General features: G+C 64.6%; 16 protein-coding genes and 1 pseudogene. 13 read left to right on the forward strand and 4 right to left on the reverse strand.

Annotation, left to right across the window (positions count from 1 at the left end; genetic code table 11):
• Nucleotides 1-80: 80 nt before the first annotated feature.
• From J7E80_RS22190 to J7E80_RS22205, 4 genes are all read left to right on the forward strand, one after another.
• The gene (locus J7E80_RS22190) at nt 81-1,199 is read left to right on the forward strand and encodes a formylglycine-generating enzyme family protein (RefSeq protein ID WP_311380913.1); all 1,119 of its coding nucleotides are present in this window, start codon (nt 81-83) and stop codon (nt 1,197-1,199) included.
• Nucleotides 1,196-1,564, forward strand: coding sequence for a YidH family protein (locus J7E80_RS22195; RefSeq protein ID WP_215054377.1), 369 nt, complete (start codon nt 1,196-1,198; stop codon nt 1,562-1,564). Before J7E80_RS22190 ends, J7E80_RS22195 begins: the two co-directional genes overlap by 4 nt.
• Complete coding sequence (locus J7E80_RS22200) at nt 1,561-1,965, forward strand: DUF202 domain-containing protein (RefSeq protein ID WP_215054378.1); 405 nt, start codon at nt 1,561-1,563, stop codon at nt 1,963-1,965. Before J7E80_RS22195 ends, J7E80_RS22200 begins: the two co-directional genes overlap by 4 nt.
• Before the next feature lie 373 nt (nt 1,966-2,338).
• Nucleotides 2,339-2,707 (forward strand): nuclear transport factor 2 family protein, encoded by a 369-nt coding sequence (locus tag J7E80_RS22205; protein WP_215054379.1) that lies wholly within the window; start codon nt 2,339-2,341, stop codon nt 2,705-2,707.
• Between the two features lie 679 nt (nt 2,708-3,386).
• Here J7E80_RS22205 and J7E80_RS22210 read toward each other — a convergent pair.
• Nucleotides 3,387-4,721 carry a NosD domain-containing protein gene (locus tag J7E80_RS22210; RefSeq protein WP_215054380.1) on the reverse strand — a complete coding sequence of 445 codons (1,335 nt, stop codon included), beginning with the start codon at nt 4,719-4,721 and terminating at the stop codon, nt 3,387-3,389.
• Between the two features lie 370 nt (nt 4,722-5,091).
• Here J7E80_RS22210 and J7E80_RS22215 point away from each other — a divergent pair, with 370 nt between their 5' ends.
• The 9 genes and pseudogenes from J7E80_RS22215 to J7E80_RS24495 all read left to right on the forward strand — a co-directional run bounded on the left by J7E80_RS22215 (nt 5,092) and on the right by J7E80_RS24495 (nt 14,162).
• Nucleotides 5,092-6,372 (forward strand): ABC transporter substrate-binding protein, encoded by a 1,281-nt coding sequence (locus tag J7E80_RS22215; RefSeq protein WP_215054381.1) that lies wholly within the window; start codon nt 5,092-5,094, stop codon nt 6,370-6,372.
• A 67-nt stretch (nt 6,373-6,439) separates the two neighbouring features.
• Nucleotides 6,440-7,327 (forward strand): carbohydrate ABC transporter permease, encoded by an 888-nt coding sequence (locus J7E80_RS22220; RefSeq protein ID WP_215054382.1) that lies wholly within the window; start codon nt 6,440-6,442, stop codon nt 7,325-7,327.
• A complete protein-coding gene (locus J7E80_RS22225; RefSeq protein WP_215054383.1) occupies nt 7,327-8,277 on the forward strand; it encodes a carbohydrate ABC transporter permease in 951 nt (316 codons plus the stop codon). The genes J7E80_RS22220 and J7E80_RS22225 overlap by 1 nt, the downstream gene beginning before the upstream one ends.
• Before the next feature lie 66 nt (nt 8,278-8,343).
• Nucleotides 8,344-9,396 carry a LacI family DNA-binding transcriptional regulator gene (locus J7E80_RS22230; RefSeq protein WP_215054384.1) on the forward strand — a complete coding sequence of 351 codons (1,053 nt, stop codon included), beginning with the start codon at nt 8,344-8,346 and terminating at the stop codon, nt 9,394-9,396.
• Between the two features lie 39 nt (nt 9,397-9,435).
• Complete coding sequence (locus J7E80_RS22235) at nt 9,436-11,019, forward strand: glycoside hydrolase family 32 protein (protein ID WP_215054385.1); 1,584 nt, start codon at nt 9,436-9,438, stop codon at nt 11,017-11,019.
• 34 nt (nt 11,020-11,053) lie between these two features.
• Entirely contained in the window at nt 11,054-11,992 is a 939-nt protein-coding gene (locus tag J7E80_RS22240) for a carbohydrate kinase (protein WP_215054386.1), read from the forward strand.
• A gap of 26 nt (nt 11,993-12,018) precedes the next feature.
• A complete protein-coding gene (locus J7E80_RS22245) occupies nt 12,019-13,359 on the forward strand; it encodes a right-handed parallel beta-helix repeat-containing protein (RefSeq protein WP_215054387.1) in 1,341 nt (446 codons plus the stop codon).
• A 148-nt stretch (nt 13,360-13,507) separates the two neighbouring features.
• Nucleotides 13,508-13,879, forward strand: a pseudogene (locus J7E80_RS24490) (SDR family NAD(P)-dependent oxidoreductase); the annotation flags it as partial.
• A 61-nt stretch (nt 13,880-13,940) separates the two neighbouring features.
• Entirely contained in the window at nt 13,941-14,162 is a 222-nt protein-coding gene (locus tag J7E80_RS24495) for a hypothetical protein (RefSeq protein WP_311380919.1), read from the forward strand.
• 77 nt (nt 14,163-14,239) lie between these two features.
• Here J7E80_RS24495 and J7E80_RS22255 read toward each other — a convergent pair whose 3' ends face one another.
• From J7E80_RS22255 to J7E80_RS22265, 3 genes are read right to left on the reverse strand one after another with little or no spacing between them, the layout of a single operon-like run.
• Entirely contained in the window at nt 14,240-14,998 is a 759-nt protein-coding gene (locus J7E80_RS22255) for a maleylpyruvate isomerase family mycothiol-dependent enzyme (protein WP_215054388.1), read from the reverse strand.
• Nucleotides 14,998-15,822: a fumarylacetoacetate hydrolase family protein gene (locus tag J7E80_RS22260; RefSeq protein ID WP_215054389.1), complete on the reverse strand. Its 825-nt coding sequence runs from the start codon at nt 15,820-15,822 to the stop codon at nt 14,998-15,000. The genes J7E80_RS22255 and J7E80_RS22260 overlap by 1 nt, the downstream gene beginning before the upstream one ends.
• Complete coding sequence (locus J7E80_RS22265) at nt 15,819-16,949, reverse strand: cupin domain-containing protein (protein WP_215054390.1); 1,131 nt, start codon at nt 16,947-16,949, stop codon at nt 15,819-15,821. Before J7E80_RS22265 ends, J7E80_RS22260 begins: the two co-directional genes overlap by 4 nt.
• Between the last annotated feature and the right edge of the window lie 95 nt (nt 16,950-17,044).

The following is a 17,044-nucleotide window of genomic DNA, read 5'->3' on the forward strand; positions in this document are numbered from 1 at the left end:
AGCTCCAGAGGCGGAACCGGTGCTGCTTGGAGCGGTGTAGGAAAGTGAAATGGATGAATGAGAACGGTAGGCCGAATACAGTGAGTGATCCTGCTGAAATGGGCGCGGCTCATAATGCGGAGTATGCGGCGGAGCGGCCTGCCGTCCGGACGGAGAACCCCGGTGCAGGGTGTTGCGCGCCGATCGGCCGCACAGCATTCGTCGCCGCTCCGCCCCGTTCCGTCCCGACCGCTGCCGACGGGGACGCCGGTCTTAGTCGTCACCGGATCGAGCAGGCGATCGTTCCTGCCCTGACGTTCGCCATGGGCGATTCGCGGGGGGACGAAAACCGGGGCGACGGAGAGACTCCGGTCCACGGAGTAAGCCTGGAGTCATTCTCAATCGACGCGACGAGCGTGACAAACGATGACTTCGCGCGTTTCGTAGAGGCGACCGGCTACCGGACTGAAGCGGAGACGTGGGGCTTCTCCGCGGTCTTCCATCTCGCGATAGCGGCACCGGAAGGGGACGTCATGGGCGCTCCGCCCGGCACGCCCTGGTGGAGGGGCGTGAAGGGCGCGGACTGGCGTCACCCAGGGGGACGCCAGTCGGACATCGATGGGCTCGCAGACCACCCGGTGGTACATGTCAGCTGGAACGACGCGGTCGCGTACTGCGAGTGGGCTGGTCGGACGCTACCCACAGAGGCGCAGTGGGAAGCCGCGTCGCGCGGCGGGCTCGACGGCGCCCGGTTCCCCTGGGGCGATGACCCGCACGGCGATGTCTCCTTCCCCTCGCCTAAAATTGAGCCGCAGGCCGGCGGATTCTGGCGCATGAACATCTGGCAGGGCACCTTTCCCACCGAGAACACCAAGCAGGACGGATTCCTCACCACAGCACCCGTACGCACGTTCAAGCCGAATGCCTACGGGCTCTGGCAGACCATCGGAAATGTCTGGGAGTGGTGCGCGGACTGGTGGAGCCCGGGCTACTACCGCGTATCTCCCTTCACCGATCCGCGTGGACCGGAACGCGGCCAGGTCCGGGTCATGCGGGGTGGCTCGTACCTGTGCCACGATTCGTACTGCAACCGGTACCGGAACGCCGCCCGGTCCTCAAACACGCCGGACTCGTCGATGGGCAACGCGGGGTTCCGCACCGTCGAGCGGAGGCCCGACGATCGCCCTGGTTCCGGGGCCACGACGGCGGCGAACGCATGAGCACTACTGACCGCCGATTCCCGAAGAGCGTCTACCGGCACGGCACGGAACCCGATGCCCGGTTCTCCCTAGCGAACGAGCGTACCTTCCTCGCCTGGATCCGGACGTCGCTCGCGCTCCTTGCCGGCGGAGTGGCACTCGAGACACTCGGCCTGGGACTCCATCCCGGCCCCCGTATCGCAGCGTCAGTGCTTCTCATCGTCGTCGGAATCACCACGCCCGTACAGGCCTGGGTCGGATGGAGACGCTCAGAACGGGCACTCCGCCTCAACACGCCATTGCCATCCGCGAACCTCGCGCTTCCGCTCGGGATCGCCGTGATCGTAACCGGCGGGCTCGTGCTCCTCGGGGTCATCCTCGCGTGAGTGGTGACACGGGCGGGGCCGCCGGGCACCAGGGCCCTGAAGGCGGCGCGCAGGACCGGACGTCGCGCCCGTTCGACGTCGGCCTGCAACCCGAGCGCACAGCCCTTGCATGGCGGCGGACAGCACTAGCACTGATCGTCGCCGCAGTCTTCGGGATCCGAGTCCTTCCAACGCTCCTAGGCGCATGGGCGCTCATACCGGCAGGGGCCGGGATCGCGTTAGCCGTCGGGATCCTCATCGCCTCGCACCGTCGCTACGATCAGCAGCACGAGCGCCTCACAACCACAGACAGCAACCGCATCGCCCTGCCCGACGGGGCGCTTCACGCGCTCGTCGCAGTTGCGGCGGTCCTGGGAGGCTTGGCCAGCGCCGCCGTCGTCGCGTCAGTAAACCTACGCTAACCGCACAGAATCGATCCCTCGGACGCCAGCCGTGCTGGTAGACATGCTCGCCGCGAGCGTGGCGGCCGCCTTCTCTTAGTCGGGTGCTTGTGGCGGGCTGAGCAGGCTGCAGAACTGACGGCCCACGGGTTGAACAAGGGTCCTTGGTGCTGTGCATCTAAAGCACTCCCCCTGTCAATTTACCGAGAGCCGATATCCGGCCATATGTCGTCCCATGAACCGACAACGCGGGTGCGTCCGTCATTGGCGGTTTCGGCCGGGGCCAAACCAGGAGCGTTGTATGTGAGAAGACTTTCATGCTGCCCTCACGCCGGGCTCATGGTTCCCGCCCATACTGCTGAGTAGACCACGTTGACCGTTCTTGGAGGACAGAATGAAAATCACGGATCCGAGTGCTGTGCACCCCGCATGGGCCGAATGCTTCAACCGCCAGGACTTCGACGGGATGGCGGGCTTCATGGACACAAATGCCGTATTCGCCCCTCGGCCCGGATTGGCCCTCACCGGTGAGGACAACCTCGTAGCCCAGCGGCAGTTCCTCGCCATGGGACTGCCGATCGACCTGACTGTCCGCCACGTGCTACAGGAAGCAGACATAGCACTAGCGATCGTTGACTGGACAATCAAAGGCACTGCAGTCGATGGCAATGAAGTGGACCTGAAAGGCACCGCTGCTGATGTTCTTCGCCTGGGTGACCAAGGGTGGAAGCTCGTCATAGACAACCCCTTCGGTACCGCCTGAGCGCGCCTACTTTGTTTTCGGGTGGTTACCAGCATGAAACGCCGCCACCACATCAGGTCGCTGTGCATCGGCAATGCGTTCGTTCCCGGCGCGGCACAGCGTTGCGCGTTCATCACGCCATACAGGCCGTGGACGCTTTTGGAAATCACATGGCCCTGCGAGGCGACCGGGCAGTCCCTTCCCTTGACGCGCACTGCAGCGGCCGCGCATGTTCGGCTAGGGACGTAGAACTGTTTCGCCGATCGCCTGATCAGGAATGAAGCCCTATTCTGACGCCTAATGGGCTTCAAACTGCGTCAGGCTGGGGTGTGCGCCACTAGGCGGCAACGTGGGACCGAAGGCATCTGGCCTCTAAAATGAAAGCTTTTTCGCTAATGCTTGGATGACCCAATCCTGAACGTTAGCGGGTGATGGATGAGATGGCAGTCGCTAGATCCGGCAACTTCAGGTTCAGCAAACATGCTGTTCTGCCGTTCTTGTCCTAATCTCGATGTGCTGCCGCCGAGTGAGCCCGAAGGGCACTGCGGGGTGCGGGATAGAGGGAAGGTAGGGGACCTGCGTGCTGCCTATTGCAAGACATGAGGGCGGCTGATTTGCTGCCCTCATATGTGAGCTTCATGGCATAGCCGTCTTCACTGCTGAGCAACTGGCAGTGAAGACGGCTATTTTGCTTTCGGGCCTAGGGGGTTGGCCGGACGGCAGTATCGGCGCTGTAGGAAGTGACCTTCGAAGCGGGGCCGCTGTCAAGCACTTTTGAGCGGACTGTGGAAGCATCCAAAACGACGTGCTGTGCTTCAACGTTGCTCACAACATGATTGGTGGCAACAAGGTTGCTGTCACCCCCGGCGATGAGGACCATTGTGGGCTGGGCGTTCGGCGGTACGATCCTGTCCGGCGAGACGTCATAGGCAATGAGATTGTTGGAGAAAAGGTTGTTGTCTCCCGCGATGTGGACCACGCCGTACAGATCGTCCAGGCCGTTGGATGTTCCGAGGAACGGCGGAAATCCTTCCATGCCCCGCCGGAAGTGGTTGCCGGTGATCAGGTTTTCCTTGCAGTTGTTGATGAGCCGCATCATCCCGGGGGAGAAGCCCTGGAACCTGTTCGCGGTCACCGAGCATCTGTTGCAGCCGGTCAGCTCGACCAGGCTCCTGCCCCGGGGGAACAGGTTGTTACCGGTGATGAGAAGGCCTTCGTGGTTCTCCGCCAGCAGGGTGGCCCCCTCCGGTCCTGCCCCCATAAGGTTGTCGCTGACGATCGTCGCCTGTCCGGCGCCGGTGAGTTCTACGCAGTTGCCGCATTCCGCGATCATGTTGTCGTGGATACGCAGGGCGTCGGCGCCACGGACGATGAGTGCGTGCTCGAGATACACAAAACCCATGCCGGTGATGTGGAAGGAGTCGTTGTCTGATGCGACTTCAATGCCGGTCCTGCCGTTTCGGTAGCTGTTGCCGTCCGGCGGGAACTCCACGCCATCAAGGCAGAAGTCGCGGAAAACAACTCCGGAGAGGCGCGGACTCCCCGCCCGGCGTACCAGGAAAGCCTGCGGAGCTGTTGACGGAGTAAGGACGCGGATGTGGCTGCCGCCGGGCTGTGAATCGAACCAGCCGGACGTGTCCACATTGTCTTTGATGCTGCGGGAGAAGAACCCGTGCCCAAAGCCGGCAATGGTCAGGTAGCTGATGTCCACGACGACTTGAGTCCGGAGATCGTAGTCGCCCGGGGGGATGGTGATCACGGCGCCCGGCCGGGTGTCTGCCGTGGCCTGGCGCTTCTTGATGTCCGCGATGATGTCGTTGATCACGGCGCCAATGTCCACCTGTGCCGTCACCTCCGGCCGGCCTTTGATCTTCCAGGACGTGACATCGTAGATGTTCGCTTCTTCCGGTTTGTCCGCGGCCTGCGCCGGTGCGGTGGCGCCAAAAGCCAGCGCCCCGGAAAGGGTGGCAACAGCGCCAGCGCCAAGCAGTCTGCGTCGGCTCGGGTCCACCAGTACGGAATTTTTGTCAGTCAACGCTTGTCTCCTCAATGGGCGTGGAATGTGTGGGCTATCCGGAATCGCAAGGCACCGGCCTTGGCAGCACAGGGCGGCGGGTAGCCCGGTGGCCTCCGTATGCGCCTGCAAATGGAAGATGTCAGTGCTCTCCATAGAGCCGGAAATCTTCGGGGGCTGCCAAAACGATTTGGTTAGCCGGATACCTTGAGGCTAAGAGGGTGGAGCAAGAGCTGTCAACGCCAAAATTGCAGACGGTTTTTGGCAAAGCGGTGACCCTTGACACCCGAACGCAAGCGGGCCTAGGGTGGATGCCAAGTCGTTTTGGCAAAACGATTTTTCAGACCGAGTCACTCTCCATTTCCGTTCAAGAGAAAGTGAGTCGACAGCGATGTCCACTCGTAAATTCATCAGCAGGCTCGCCATCGGCGGCATCTGCACCGCCGTCGCACTGTCCGCCTCGGCATGCGGCGCAGGGGGCCCGGCCACGCCTACCGGAGCCGCCGGCACCAACACCGTCAACGTCCTGGTCGAAGCCGGCGGCCGCGCCGAACTGACCGGCGTCGCCGAACAGTGCAAAAAGGACGCCGGCGTGGACGTCAACTTCGTCGAACTGCCCTACGACGGCATGTTCAACCGCCTTTCCAGCGAATTCTCCTCCGGCAACGTCTCCTTCGACGTGGCCGCCCTGGACTCCGTGTGGCTGCCCAGCTTTAAGGACGCCCTCCAGCCCATCGATGAGATCTTCACCGACGAGGCGAAGAAGGACATCTTCCCGGCCTTGGCCAAAGAAGCCAACGTGGACGGGCACTTCATCGGCCTGCCCGCCTGGACCAACGCCGAAATCATCCTGTACCGCATGGACCTCTTCGAGGACAGCAAGAACAAGGCCGATTTCCAGGCCAAGTACGGCTACGAGCTGGCTGCCCCCACCACGTGGAAGCAGTACCAGGACATCTCCGAGTTCTTCACCAAGGACGGCATGTACGGCACGGACGTCAAGGGCGGCGTTGAAACGGAATGGCTCGCCCACGTCCTGCAGGCCGGCTCACCCATGGTCCTGGACGAAAACAATAAGGTGGTCATCGACAACGCCGCCCACAAGGAAGCCCTGGACTTCTACGTGGGCCTGGCCAAGTACGCTCCCTCCGGCGCAGCCCAGGTGGACTGGGCCGCAGCGCAGAACCTGTTCAACCAGGGCAAGACCGCAATGACCCGCTTCTGGGCCCACGCTTACCGGCAGATCCCCAAGGACTCACCGGTCGCGGGCAAGGTGGGAGCAGCTCCCATGATCGCCGGGTCCGCCGGTATTGGCGCCGTCCCCGGCCCCTGGTACCTCACGGTCCCGAAGGCAACCAAGAACACCGAGGCGGCCAAGAAGTTCGTGAAGTGCGCCTACGACCACAACAGCATGGGCATCGAATCCAGCCTGGGCCTGGCTTCCCGCATCTCCGCGTTCGAGAAGTACCAGGACAAGGAAGGCTACGAAAGCTTCAAGCCGCTGATCGAAACCCTCAACGGCGAAGCCACCGCCACCCGTCCGGCCACCGAGAAGTGGCAGCAGATCGTCGACACCGTCCTGGTTCCCATGCTGCAGAAGGCCGTTGCCGGCGGTGACTCCGCCATCCTCCTCGCTGACGCCAAGAAGCAGATCGAGGACCTCCTCAAGTAAGAACCCCCGCGGCCGGCACCTGTGTGACCGGTGCCGGCCGCCGCCCCAACCAGCGGAAGAGAAAACCGTGCGCATCTCCGACCGCCGCTTCGCATTGTTCCTGATGACACCAGCGGCGCTGTTCCTGGCAATATTCGTGGCCTTCCCCCTGTTCCGCCTGGTGGCGGACAGCTTTTTCAAAATTTCCCCGGTCGCCGGCGGCCCCCGCGACTTCGTGGGCCTGGACAACTACTTCCGGGCCTTCGCCTCGGAAGCCTTCACCGGCGCCGGATGGCGGACCCTGGCCTACACGCTGATCGTGGTCACCCTCGAGTTCGCCTTGGGCCTGGGTATGGCCCTGCTGTTTACCATGCTGGGCCGCAGCTCCCAGATCTGGCGGACGGTGTTCATGTACCCGCTCATGATCGCCCCGATCGTGGCAGGCCTGCTCTGGAAGTTCCTGATGATCGACAACTTCGGCCTCATCGGAACGCTCCTGCACCAGGCCGGCATCCTGGACAATCCCAACCAGATCGGCTGGCTGTCAGACCCCGGCATCGTGTTGTACTCGGTGGCCATCCCGGACATCTGGCTGACCACCTCGTTCATGTGCCTGGTGCTCTTCGCCGGCCTACAGAACATCCCCGGCGACCTCATCGAAGCCGCACGGCTGGACGGTGCCCGCGCACCGGCCCTGCTGTTCCGGATCATCCTTCCGCTGCTCCGCCCCGTCATCGCCGTCGCGCTGGTGGTCCGCGGCATCGACGCGGCAAGGGCCTTCGACACGATCCTCATCCAAACCAACGGCGGCCCCCAGTCCGCCTCGGAAACCATGAGCCTGCTGATCTACCGGACCATGATCCGCTTCGGCGATCCCGGCCTGGCCAGCGCCATGGGCACCATCTACCTGCTGGCCATGCTCGCCGTCGCATTCTTCGCGGTGGCCACGATCTGGCGGCCAGGAAAGGACACCTGATGCGCGTCGACGAAAAAACCAAGCACGACGCCGGGACCCCGGCTTCCGCGTCCGCGGAACCTGCCGCCCGGACCACCGCAGCACGTCCCCGCAAGCGCCGCAGCGTCAACAGGGAAGGGCTGGAGGCCGGCCGGCGCAGCACCAGGACCCTGCTGTGGATCCTCCTCGCGGCAGCCATGGTGCTCTACGGATTCCCGTTCCTGTACCTGCTGTTCACGTCCTTCAAAACCCCGATCGACACTATCGCCGTTCCGCCCACCATCCTTCCGCGGGAATGGACGCTGGAGAACTATGTCAACGCGCTGGGCCGCAGCGGCGTGCCGGCGTCGTTCATCAACAGCATCCAGACGGCCATCATCAGCACCGTGCTCTCCCTGGTCCTGGCGGTTCCCGCCGCCTACGGGATCACCCGGTACAAGACACTGGGCGGCCGGATCTTCATCATGGCCGCCCTGGTGACGCGCATGGTCCCGCCGGTGGCGATCGGCATTCCGCTGGCTTCCATGATGGGGTCCGTGGGCCTGGCGGACACACCCATCGCGCTGTCCATCGCGCACACCACTATTTCCCTGCCGCTCTCCATCTGGCTGATGTCCAGTTTCTTCGAAGCGGTTCCACAGGACCTGGAGGAGGCGGCAACCGTGGACGGGTGCAGCAGGCTCGGTGCCCTCTGGCGGGTGGTCATCCCTGTGGTTTCCGGCGGCATCGCCGTCACCGCGATCTTCGCCTTCCTCGCCTCCTGGAACGAATTCCTCTTCGCACTCCTGATGACAGCGATCCGCTCACAGACCACACCGGTAGTGATCGCAAACTTCCAGACCCAGTTCGGCCTGGACTGGGGATCCATGACCGCGCTGGCCGCCGTGTACTCCATCCCGGTCATCCTCCTCACCCTTCTCTTGCAGCGCAAGATCGTGGCGGGCATGACGCTCGGCGCCGTCAAGGGCTAGCCAAAGGCGCCGGCATTCCTCGGTAGCCTACTTATACCGGACAAACCATAAGGACGTGGGACACAGATGAGCAACAAGAACATCGGCATCAAGGACGTGGCCGTCGCTGCCGGCGTGTCCGTGACAACTGTCTCCCACGTGCTCAACGACGTTTCCTACGCCCGCATCAGCCCCGAGACCAGGAACAAGGTCAAGTCCGCCGCCGAGCAGCTCGGCTACGGCCCCAACCGCCTTGCCCAGGCCCTGCGCACGCAGCGGACCGGCATGCTGGGGCTGGTGAGCGAGGAGATTGCGACCACCCCGCACGCCGGCCGCATCATCCTGGGTGCCGACGAGGCCGCCAAGGCCCGGGGGTACGGCCTCATGATCATCAACACCTCCGGCTCGGCGAGCCTCGAATCCCGGCGGGCCGACGTCGAGGCCCTCCTGGAACGCCGGGTGGACGGCATCCTCTACGCCACCATGTACCACCGCAACGTGGAGCTGCCGGCCAACCTCGGCAGCGTGCCGTCCGTCCTGGTGGACTCGGTGGCCCGCGGCGGAAACATCACCGCCGTGATCCCGGACGAAGACGGCGGTGCACGCGCCGCCGTGGGGGCGCTCCTCGAGGCGGGCCACACCCGGGTGGGCTTCATCAACAACACCGATGACGTCCCCGCAACCCGCCAGCGGCTCCAGGCTTTCCGGGCAATGCTGACCGAAGCGGGGCTCGACGGCGATGCGGCACCTGTCGAGTCCGAGGTCTCCGAAGTGCATGGCGGCTACGAGGCGGCCCGGCGGATCCTGGCCCGCGAGGACCGCGCCGATATGCCTACGGCGCTGTTCTGCTACAACGACCGGATGGCGATGGGAGCCTACCGCGCTGCCGCCGAGCTGGGGCTCAGCATCCCCGGTGACCTTTCCGTGGTCGGCTTCGATGACCAGGAATTGATTGCCGCCAACCTGCACCCGGGCCTGACCACCGTGGCCCTGCCCCACTACGAGATGGGTGCCTGGGCCACTGAGCACCTGATTGACGCCGTCGAAGGGAAGACAGACCTGACCCTCATGGCACTCCACCCGACCATCCTGGGCTGCCCGCTGGTGCGCCGCGATTCCATTGCGGCTCCCCGGCCCTAGCAGCCAGCCCCTTCCACTTCCACGAGGACCGCACCAAACATGTCCACTTTCCTTGATGCCGCACGCCCGGAAACACCTCCGGCCGGTACCGCCCGGTTCCGTCCCGCCGTCCACTTCACGGCCCGGGACACCTGGCTGAACGACCCCAACGGCCTGGTCTTCCATGACGGCCTCTACCACCTCTTCTTCCAGAACAACCCCTACGGCAACGTGTGGGGCAACATGTCCTGGGGCCACGCCATCTCCCGTGACCTGCTGCACTGGACGGAACACCCCGTGGCCATCGCCTGCGACGAAACCGAGGACATCTTCTCCGGCAGCGTGGTGGTGGACCACGGAAACACGTCCGGTTTTGGCACGGCGGATGCACCCGCCCTCGTGGCCATCTACACCAGCGCGTACAAGGCGGCGTCCGAACACCACGGCACGCAGGCGCAGTCCCTGGCCTACAGCACGGACGCGGGGATGACGTGGCACAAGTACGAGCGCAACCCGGTACTCACCCGGAACTCCGCACACTTCCGCGATCCCAAGGTCTTCCGCTACCAGGGGGAGCATGGCAGCTGCTGGGTCATGGTGGCCGTCGAAGCGCAGCACCAGAAGGTGGTCTTCTACCGCTCGGACGACCTCAAGACCTGGGACTTCCTCAGCGACTTCGGCCCGATGAACGCAGACCAGGGCGAATGGGAATGCCCCGATCTCTTTCCCCTGGCCGTGGACGGGGACGCGGACAACGTCAAATGGGTCCTGATCGTCAACGTCAACCCGGGTGCGGTGGCGGGAGGTTCCGGCGGCCAGTACTTCGTGGGCCAGTTCGACGGCGCCCGGTTCGTCCCGGACGCCTCTTCAGTGGCCGCGCCGGCCGGGGTGAGCGCCCTGGGTGACCCCGCCGCAGCCGCGGCCGCCCTGCAGCAATGCCTGTGGCTGGACTGGGGACGGGACTGCTATGCCTCCGTCTCCTTCAGCAACGTCCCCGATGGGCGGCGCATCATCATCGGCTGGATGAACAACTGGGACTACGCCAACCAGCTGCCCACCGCGCCCTGGCGGTCCTCCATGACGCTCGCCCGGGAAGTGCACCTCACCGCAGCCAACGGCTCCGCCCGCCTAGTCCAGCAGCCTGTCCTGGCCGGCCCCCCGGCCGGAGAAGCGCCGCCTGCAGCCGCGGAGCAGATCATCACAGAAACGTTCGAACTGCAGGACTCGGTTTTGCGGTTGCCGGTTGCGGCACCCGGCAGCGCCCAGGTCATCGAGGCGGAGATCCTGCCCGGAAGTGCTGAACATGTGGCCTTCCATCTGTTCGCCAACGATGACGGAAGCACGGGCACCGCATTGGGCTATAACGCCGCCACTGGCAGGCTCGTCCTTGACCGCAGCCGGTCAGGGGACACGGGCTTCCACGAAAAGTTTTCCTCCGTGGAGTCAGCCCCGCTGGTTCTTGAGGACGGGGTGCTGAAGCTGCAGATCGTCGTCGACCGTTGCTCGGTGGAGGTCTTCGCGCAGGGCGGCTCGGTGGTCCTGACTGACCTCATCTTCCCCGACGCCGAAAGCCAGGAGAACTGGCTGGCGGCCGGGGGAGGCCCGGCAACCGTCCAGAAACTTACGGTCTCAACCCTTACCTGACGGCAGGATGGCTAATCCAAGAAAGGTCCGAAATATGCACACGAACGATGACCCCCAACCGGGCCTTGACGTTGTGGTTGTCGGTGAAGCCCTTGTGGACATCGTTGTCTCGTCCGGGGGCACTGTGGAGCACCCCGGCGGGTCACCGGCAAACGTGGCCTACGGGCTCGGGCGGCTGGGTGCGGCCACCGCGTTGTTGACCTCGATCGGCGACGACCCGCATGGCGCGGCCATCGAGCAGCACCTGCGCAGCGCCGGCGTTGAACTCCTGCCCGGTTCAAAGGGGCCCGGCCGCACCGCCACGGCAACGGCGACCTTGGCGTCCGACGGGTCCGCGCACTATGACTTCGACATCCGCTGGGACCTCCCGCGGATCGCCCCGGCGACGCTGCCCAAAGTCCTGCACACCGGCTCCATAGCCACCTTCCTGGCGCCGGGGGCGGCAGCGGTAAAGGAGCTTCTTGAGCAGTCACACCGGCGATGCATCGTCACCTACGATCCCAACATCCGCCCCGCCCTGCTCGGAAGCCACTTTGAGGCCAAGACCATCTTCGAGGAACTCGTCCCGTTCACGGAGGTGGTCAAACTCAGCGACGAAGACGCGCTGTGGCTCTACCCGAGGCTGTCCCTGGAGGACATCTCACAGCGCATCCTGGACCTCGGGGCCGGGCTCGTCGCCCTCATCAGGGGAGCGGAGGGATCCCTGCTCACCGCCGCAGGCGCGCAGGTGGCCGTCCCCCCGGTCACGGCCGAGGTGGCGGACACCATCGGCGCCGGCGACTCCTACATGTCCGCCCTGGTCTACGGACTCCTCATGCGCGGGGCGGACAGGCTGCCACCATCCGTGCTGGAGTCGCTGGGCCGGATGGCCTCCAAGGCAGCGGCCATCACGGTCAGCCGGCCCGGCGCCAACCCGCCAACGGCCGAGGAGTTGCAGGCCGAACTCCCGGAGCATCAAACAGTGGCACCATGAGAGACAGGACACAAAGGGAAGAACCCATGACAAGCAACAACTACTACAACGTGACCACCTGGCCGGTCGGCAATCCGGCCAAGGACGTGGGCGAAGTCATCAACAGCATCATCGCCGACATCAAGGAACGGCAGTCCGCCACCGATGTCAACGACGGCGGCAAGCCGGGCGCTGTGATCTACATTCCGCCGGGGGACTACCACCTCCGCACCCAGGTGCTGATCGACGTCAGCTTCCTCCGGATCGAGGGCTCGGGGCACGGCTTCACGTCGTCGAGCATCCGCTTCAACGTCCCCGAGGACGAGTGGCCGGACCTGCACGAGCTGTGGCCCGGCGGGAGCCGGATCATCGTGGACCTTCCTCCTGCCGGGGAAGCGGAGGAAGCCAAGGGCGCCGCCTTCTACATTGAACGGAGCGGAAGCCCCCGGATCAGCTCGGTGGAGTTCTCCAACTTCTGCATCGACGGGCTGCACTTCGTTCCGGACGGCCCGGGGCTGCATCCTGAAAACACCTACGTCAACGGCAAGACCGGCATCTATGCCGCGAGTGCCAACGACTCGTTCCGGGTCACAGGCATGGGGTTCGTCTACCTGGAGCACGCCCTCACCATCCACCACGCGGACGCGCTGTCCATCCACGACAACTTCATCGCCGAATGCGGAAGCTGCATTGAACTGCGGGGGTGGGGACAGGCCTCAAAGATCACCGACAACCTGGTGGGCGCAGGTTTCAAGGGCCACTCGATCTACGCCGAGAACCACGGCGGGCTCCTGGTCACAGCGAACAACGTCTTCCCCCGGGGTTCCAGCAGCCTCCACTTCAAAGGCGTCACCCGGTCAAGCGTCACCAACAACCGCCTGCATTCCTTCTACCCCGGGATGGTGGTCCTCGAGGACAACAGCTCGGAAAACCTCGTTGCCACAAACCACTTCCTCCGCGACCACGAGCCCTGGACACCCTTCCTGGGTGTGGACAACGGCCTGGACGACCTCACCGGACTCCTCAGCGTCAGCGGCAGCAACAATTCCGTGGTGGGCAACCACTTCTCCGAGGTCATCGACTCCGGGAGCATCCGGCCGGCGGGCGCCGCGCCTGTGATCATCCGGCTGGCGGCGGGGGCGGGCAACTTTGTCTCCAACAACCATGTGGTGGCCATGGACGTCTCCGCCAAATCGAGTGACTCGTGCTTCGCGGCCCAAGTGGACGCCCTGCTGGCCACCGAGGCGTCGGTTAGCCTCGCCGTCACAACCGTCATGGTCGATTCCGCGTCAGCCAGGAACACGATCCTCGACTCCGGAAGCGACGCCCAGGTTGTCTTGGACAGGACCGTGAACGCCTTCAGGCCCACCCCGACGATCGGTTCGTAGACGGTACATGCTATTAGGTCCCAAGCCCGCTCTTGCCCCTTCACCACCGGATTTCATGCCCAGCGCATCCGGGGCAGACCGTACCAGCAGTCGGCATTCACCGACGGTGCGACGACGGGCAACGGCACCATCGAGTGACGCTGCCGACATGGGTCAAATCCTTGGTGCATTACTGTCCACACTTACGTCTGCTTTTTTGGGACATCAGCAAGGCCGCCGACGTGTGTCAGGCGTCATCTGCGACGTCAAAGAAGAGCTCGGCGGCCTGGACGTGCTGGTGAACAACGCCGGAATCTCCGGATCCACTGCCCCTGTGGAGGACTTTCCTGCCGATGCGTGGGAGAGCGTGATCTCGGTGAACCTCAACGGCACTTTCAATGTCACCCAGCGGGCCATCCCGCTGCTGAAGGAATCCGCCGCGGGTTCCGTGATCGTGATGTCCTCCCTGGCCGGCCGCTTCGGGTATCCCAACAGGGCGGCCTACTCGACCACCAAGTGGGGGCTCGTTGGCTTCACCAAGAGGCTGGCGCTCGAGCTGGGACAGTACGGAATCACCGCAATCTCGATTCATCCCAGGGGCCGTGGACGGACCCCGCTTCCAAAGCGTAATCGCAGGCCGGGCGCAATTGTCCGGCCGCACACCAGAAGAAGAGCTGGAAGAAGCGCTGGCGATCCAGTCAGTAAAGAGGCTGGTCGATCCGGCAGACATAGCTGCCCTGGTGCTGTTCCTCACCGGACCCCACGGCCGGGCCATCTCTGGCCAAATGCCGCCTATCGACGGCGACTTCAAGGCCGCGCAGTAGAACCGCCGGGCGAGTAGAACCACGAAAAGGGACGCCAGCGCTGCTGGCCTCCCTTTTCGTACATAAATGGTGTCGATTCAGATCCACGCCGGTGCTGGCGGCACCGGCGTGACGTGTTTGCCTTCACGGCTGGCAGTGACACCTGCTGTTGCCCGACCGGTGGCCCAGCAGGCCATGTCGGCGAGAGGACCGGAAATCTCCAGCGGTGAAACAGCCGCTGTGTCGCCGAAAGCCTGCTCCTGTTGCCGGCTGGTGACCCTGCCCACCAGATTCTTGTCGGTGCCGCGGGCCGCCCAGGCTCCGGTGATGTCGTTGAGAAGGCGCTCCAGGATGGGCTCCGGGATGTCCGAGAATGTGGCGCCGTTGTCCAGGTCGACGGCGTGGACCCACACTTCGCGGGTGCGCATCCACACGGTTTCTTCGGCCGGAACGATGCGGCCTTGGGCGGTCTTGACCTTGTGCTGCCAGGCGTCGGCGGGCAGGTCGCGCCATTCAACGTTCAGGTGAACTGCTGAGTGGTCAAAGAGGTTGCGCAGGGCGATCGGGCTGAGCGTGGCGCCGAAACTGATCTCGTGGTTGCGGACTTCGGTGGAGGCATACATCGGCGTTTCCACCCCGGTAGCGGCCCACTCGACCAGCCGCGCTATGGCCCGCGCGTTGTAGCCGATGTGGGCCGCCACGTGGCGGCGGGTCCAGCCCGGCAGCAGCGAATCGCCGTCGAGCTCCGCGTCGGAAAGCTCATTGAGCTTGCGGGCGAAGAAGGCCGTGCCGCGGCGGGCCTGCAGCAGCCCTTCGAGCAGCTGCGGATCCGTCGTCAGATCGTGGCGGGCAACCATCAGGCTTCCTTGGCCACGCGGTTCTTCAGCTGGCCCAGACCCTCAATCGAGGTGACCAGGACCTGGCCCTCCTGGAGGTAGCGCTTGGGGTCCTGGGCGTGGCCCACGCCGCCGGGGGTGCCGGTGGCAATCACGTCACCGGGATTCAGCGTGATGATCGTGGAGATGTAGGAGACCAGGTATTCCGGGGTGAAGACCAGGTCGCCGGTGGGGGTCTGCTGCTGGATCTCGCCGTCCACCGCCGAGGTCATCAGGGGACCGGCGGTGAATTCGTCCTTGGTGACCAGGGCCGGGCCGAACGGGGTGGACTTCTCCCAGGTCTTGCCCTGCAGCCACTGGATGGTGCGGAACTGGTAGTCGCGCATGCTGATGTCGTTCAGCACCGCGTACCCGGCAATGTGGTCCGCGGCGTTGGCCTCGCTGATCCGCCGGCCGGTTTTGCCGATCACGACGGCGAGCTCGGCTTCCCAGTCGACGGCGTCCGATTCCTGTGGCAGGGCAAGGTCATCGTTGGGCCCGATCAGGCTTTCGGCGTATTTGGCGAACAGAGTGGGGTGCTCCGGTACTTCCCGGCCCATCTCCTTAATGTGGTTGCGGTAGTTGTGGCCTACGCAGATGATCTTCCCGGGGGAGGGGACGACGGCGGCGAGGTCGGCGCCGTCAAGCGCGTGGGTTGCGCCGTTGGCGGCTTTCGCGGTGGTTTCCCAGTTTTCGGTGCGGAGGAGTTCCCCGACGTCGGCGAAGCCGTTGATTTCGGTGAGGGTGCCGCCGTCCTGGCGGACAGCTTTGGTTCCTTCGGCGGTGCGGAGGGTGAGGAGTCTCATTTGGTGCGTCCTTCGGTGTAGGTGCGGTTGAAGTTCAGGCGTTCGAAGATGGGGGCGTCGCTAAACCGGAACAGATCGAACTCGGTGTCCGCTTCCAGGGACCACTGGGTCCAGGAGGGGACGACGAACAGGTCGCCCTTGGCCAGGGCCTTGCTTTCGCCGTTCAGCCTCACGCTGCCGGTGCCTTCGAAGACCTGCCACACACTGGAGCCCACTTCGCGGAGTGGCTCGGTGGCGGCGCCGGCACGGAGGCGGTGGAACTCGGCCCGGATGGTGGGCATCACGTCCCCGCCGGTGGTGGGGTTCGAGAACCGGACGGCGGCATGGCCCTGGGACACGGTCGCCGGATGCCCCTCGTCCTCCAAAAGGAGCTGTTCGCGAAGTGCTGCGTCGGTGTGTTCCCACCGGTACGCAGCGATCGGGGAGTTCGTGGTGTCCTCCAGCCCGGACAACGGTCGCAGGCCAGGGTGTGCCCACAGCCGTTCCGAGCGGGAGATGGCCGGGGTGGCCTCGTCGGTAACGCGCTCGGTGCCGAACTCGAAGAACCCGGCGTCCGTATAGTGCGCGAACGGGATGTCCAGTCCGTCAATCCACGCCATTGGCTGGTCGGTGTCGTTGTGGTGGCCGTGGAAGTTCCAGCCGGGCGTGAGCAGGAAATCCCCGCGGCGCATCGCCACCGGATCCCCGTTCACCACCGTCCACACCCCCTCGCCCTCGACCACGAACCGGAATGCGTTCTGCGAATGCCGGTGCTCCGGGGCAGTCTCACGGGCGCCCAGGTACTGGATCGCGGCCCACAGCGTCGGCGTCGCATACGGCGTGCCGGCCAGGCCCGGGTTCGCCAAGGCAATCGCCCGGCGCTCCCCGCCCCGCCCGACCGGAACCAGATCCCCCGCGCGGGCTGCCAGCGGATACAGATCACTCCACCGCCAGACGTGCGGCACCGCCTTGGGGGAGGGGACCATGGGCATCAGGTCGGCAATCTCCGTCCACAACGGGGTCAGGTTTTCCTTGTCGAAGTCGCGGTAAAGCTGTTCAAGCTGGGCGGCCTCTTCCGGTGTTGGCTCCGGAAGAGACTGGTCTGCGGCGACAGACTGGTGCGTGTGGTTTTCAGCGCTGATGGACACGGTTGCCTTCTCCTTGCATGCGGACTGATTGCGGCGTGGATTCGACACTAAGGAGAAAAGTCCGCTGGGCCACAGAACATTCTGCTGTCCAGAAT

It is taken from the genome of Arthrobacter sp. ISL-28 (assembly GCF_018613875.1).
GTDB lineage: Bacteria > Actinomycetota > Actinomycetes > Actinomycetales > Micrococcaceae > Arthrobacter.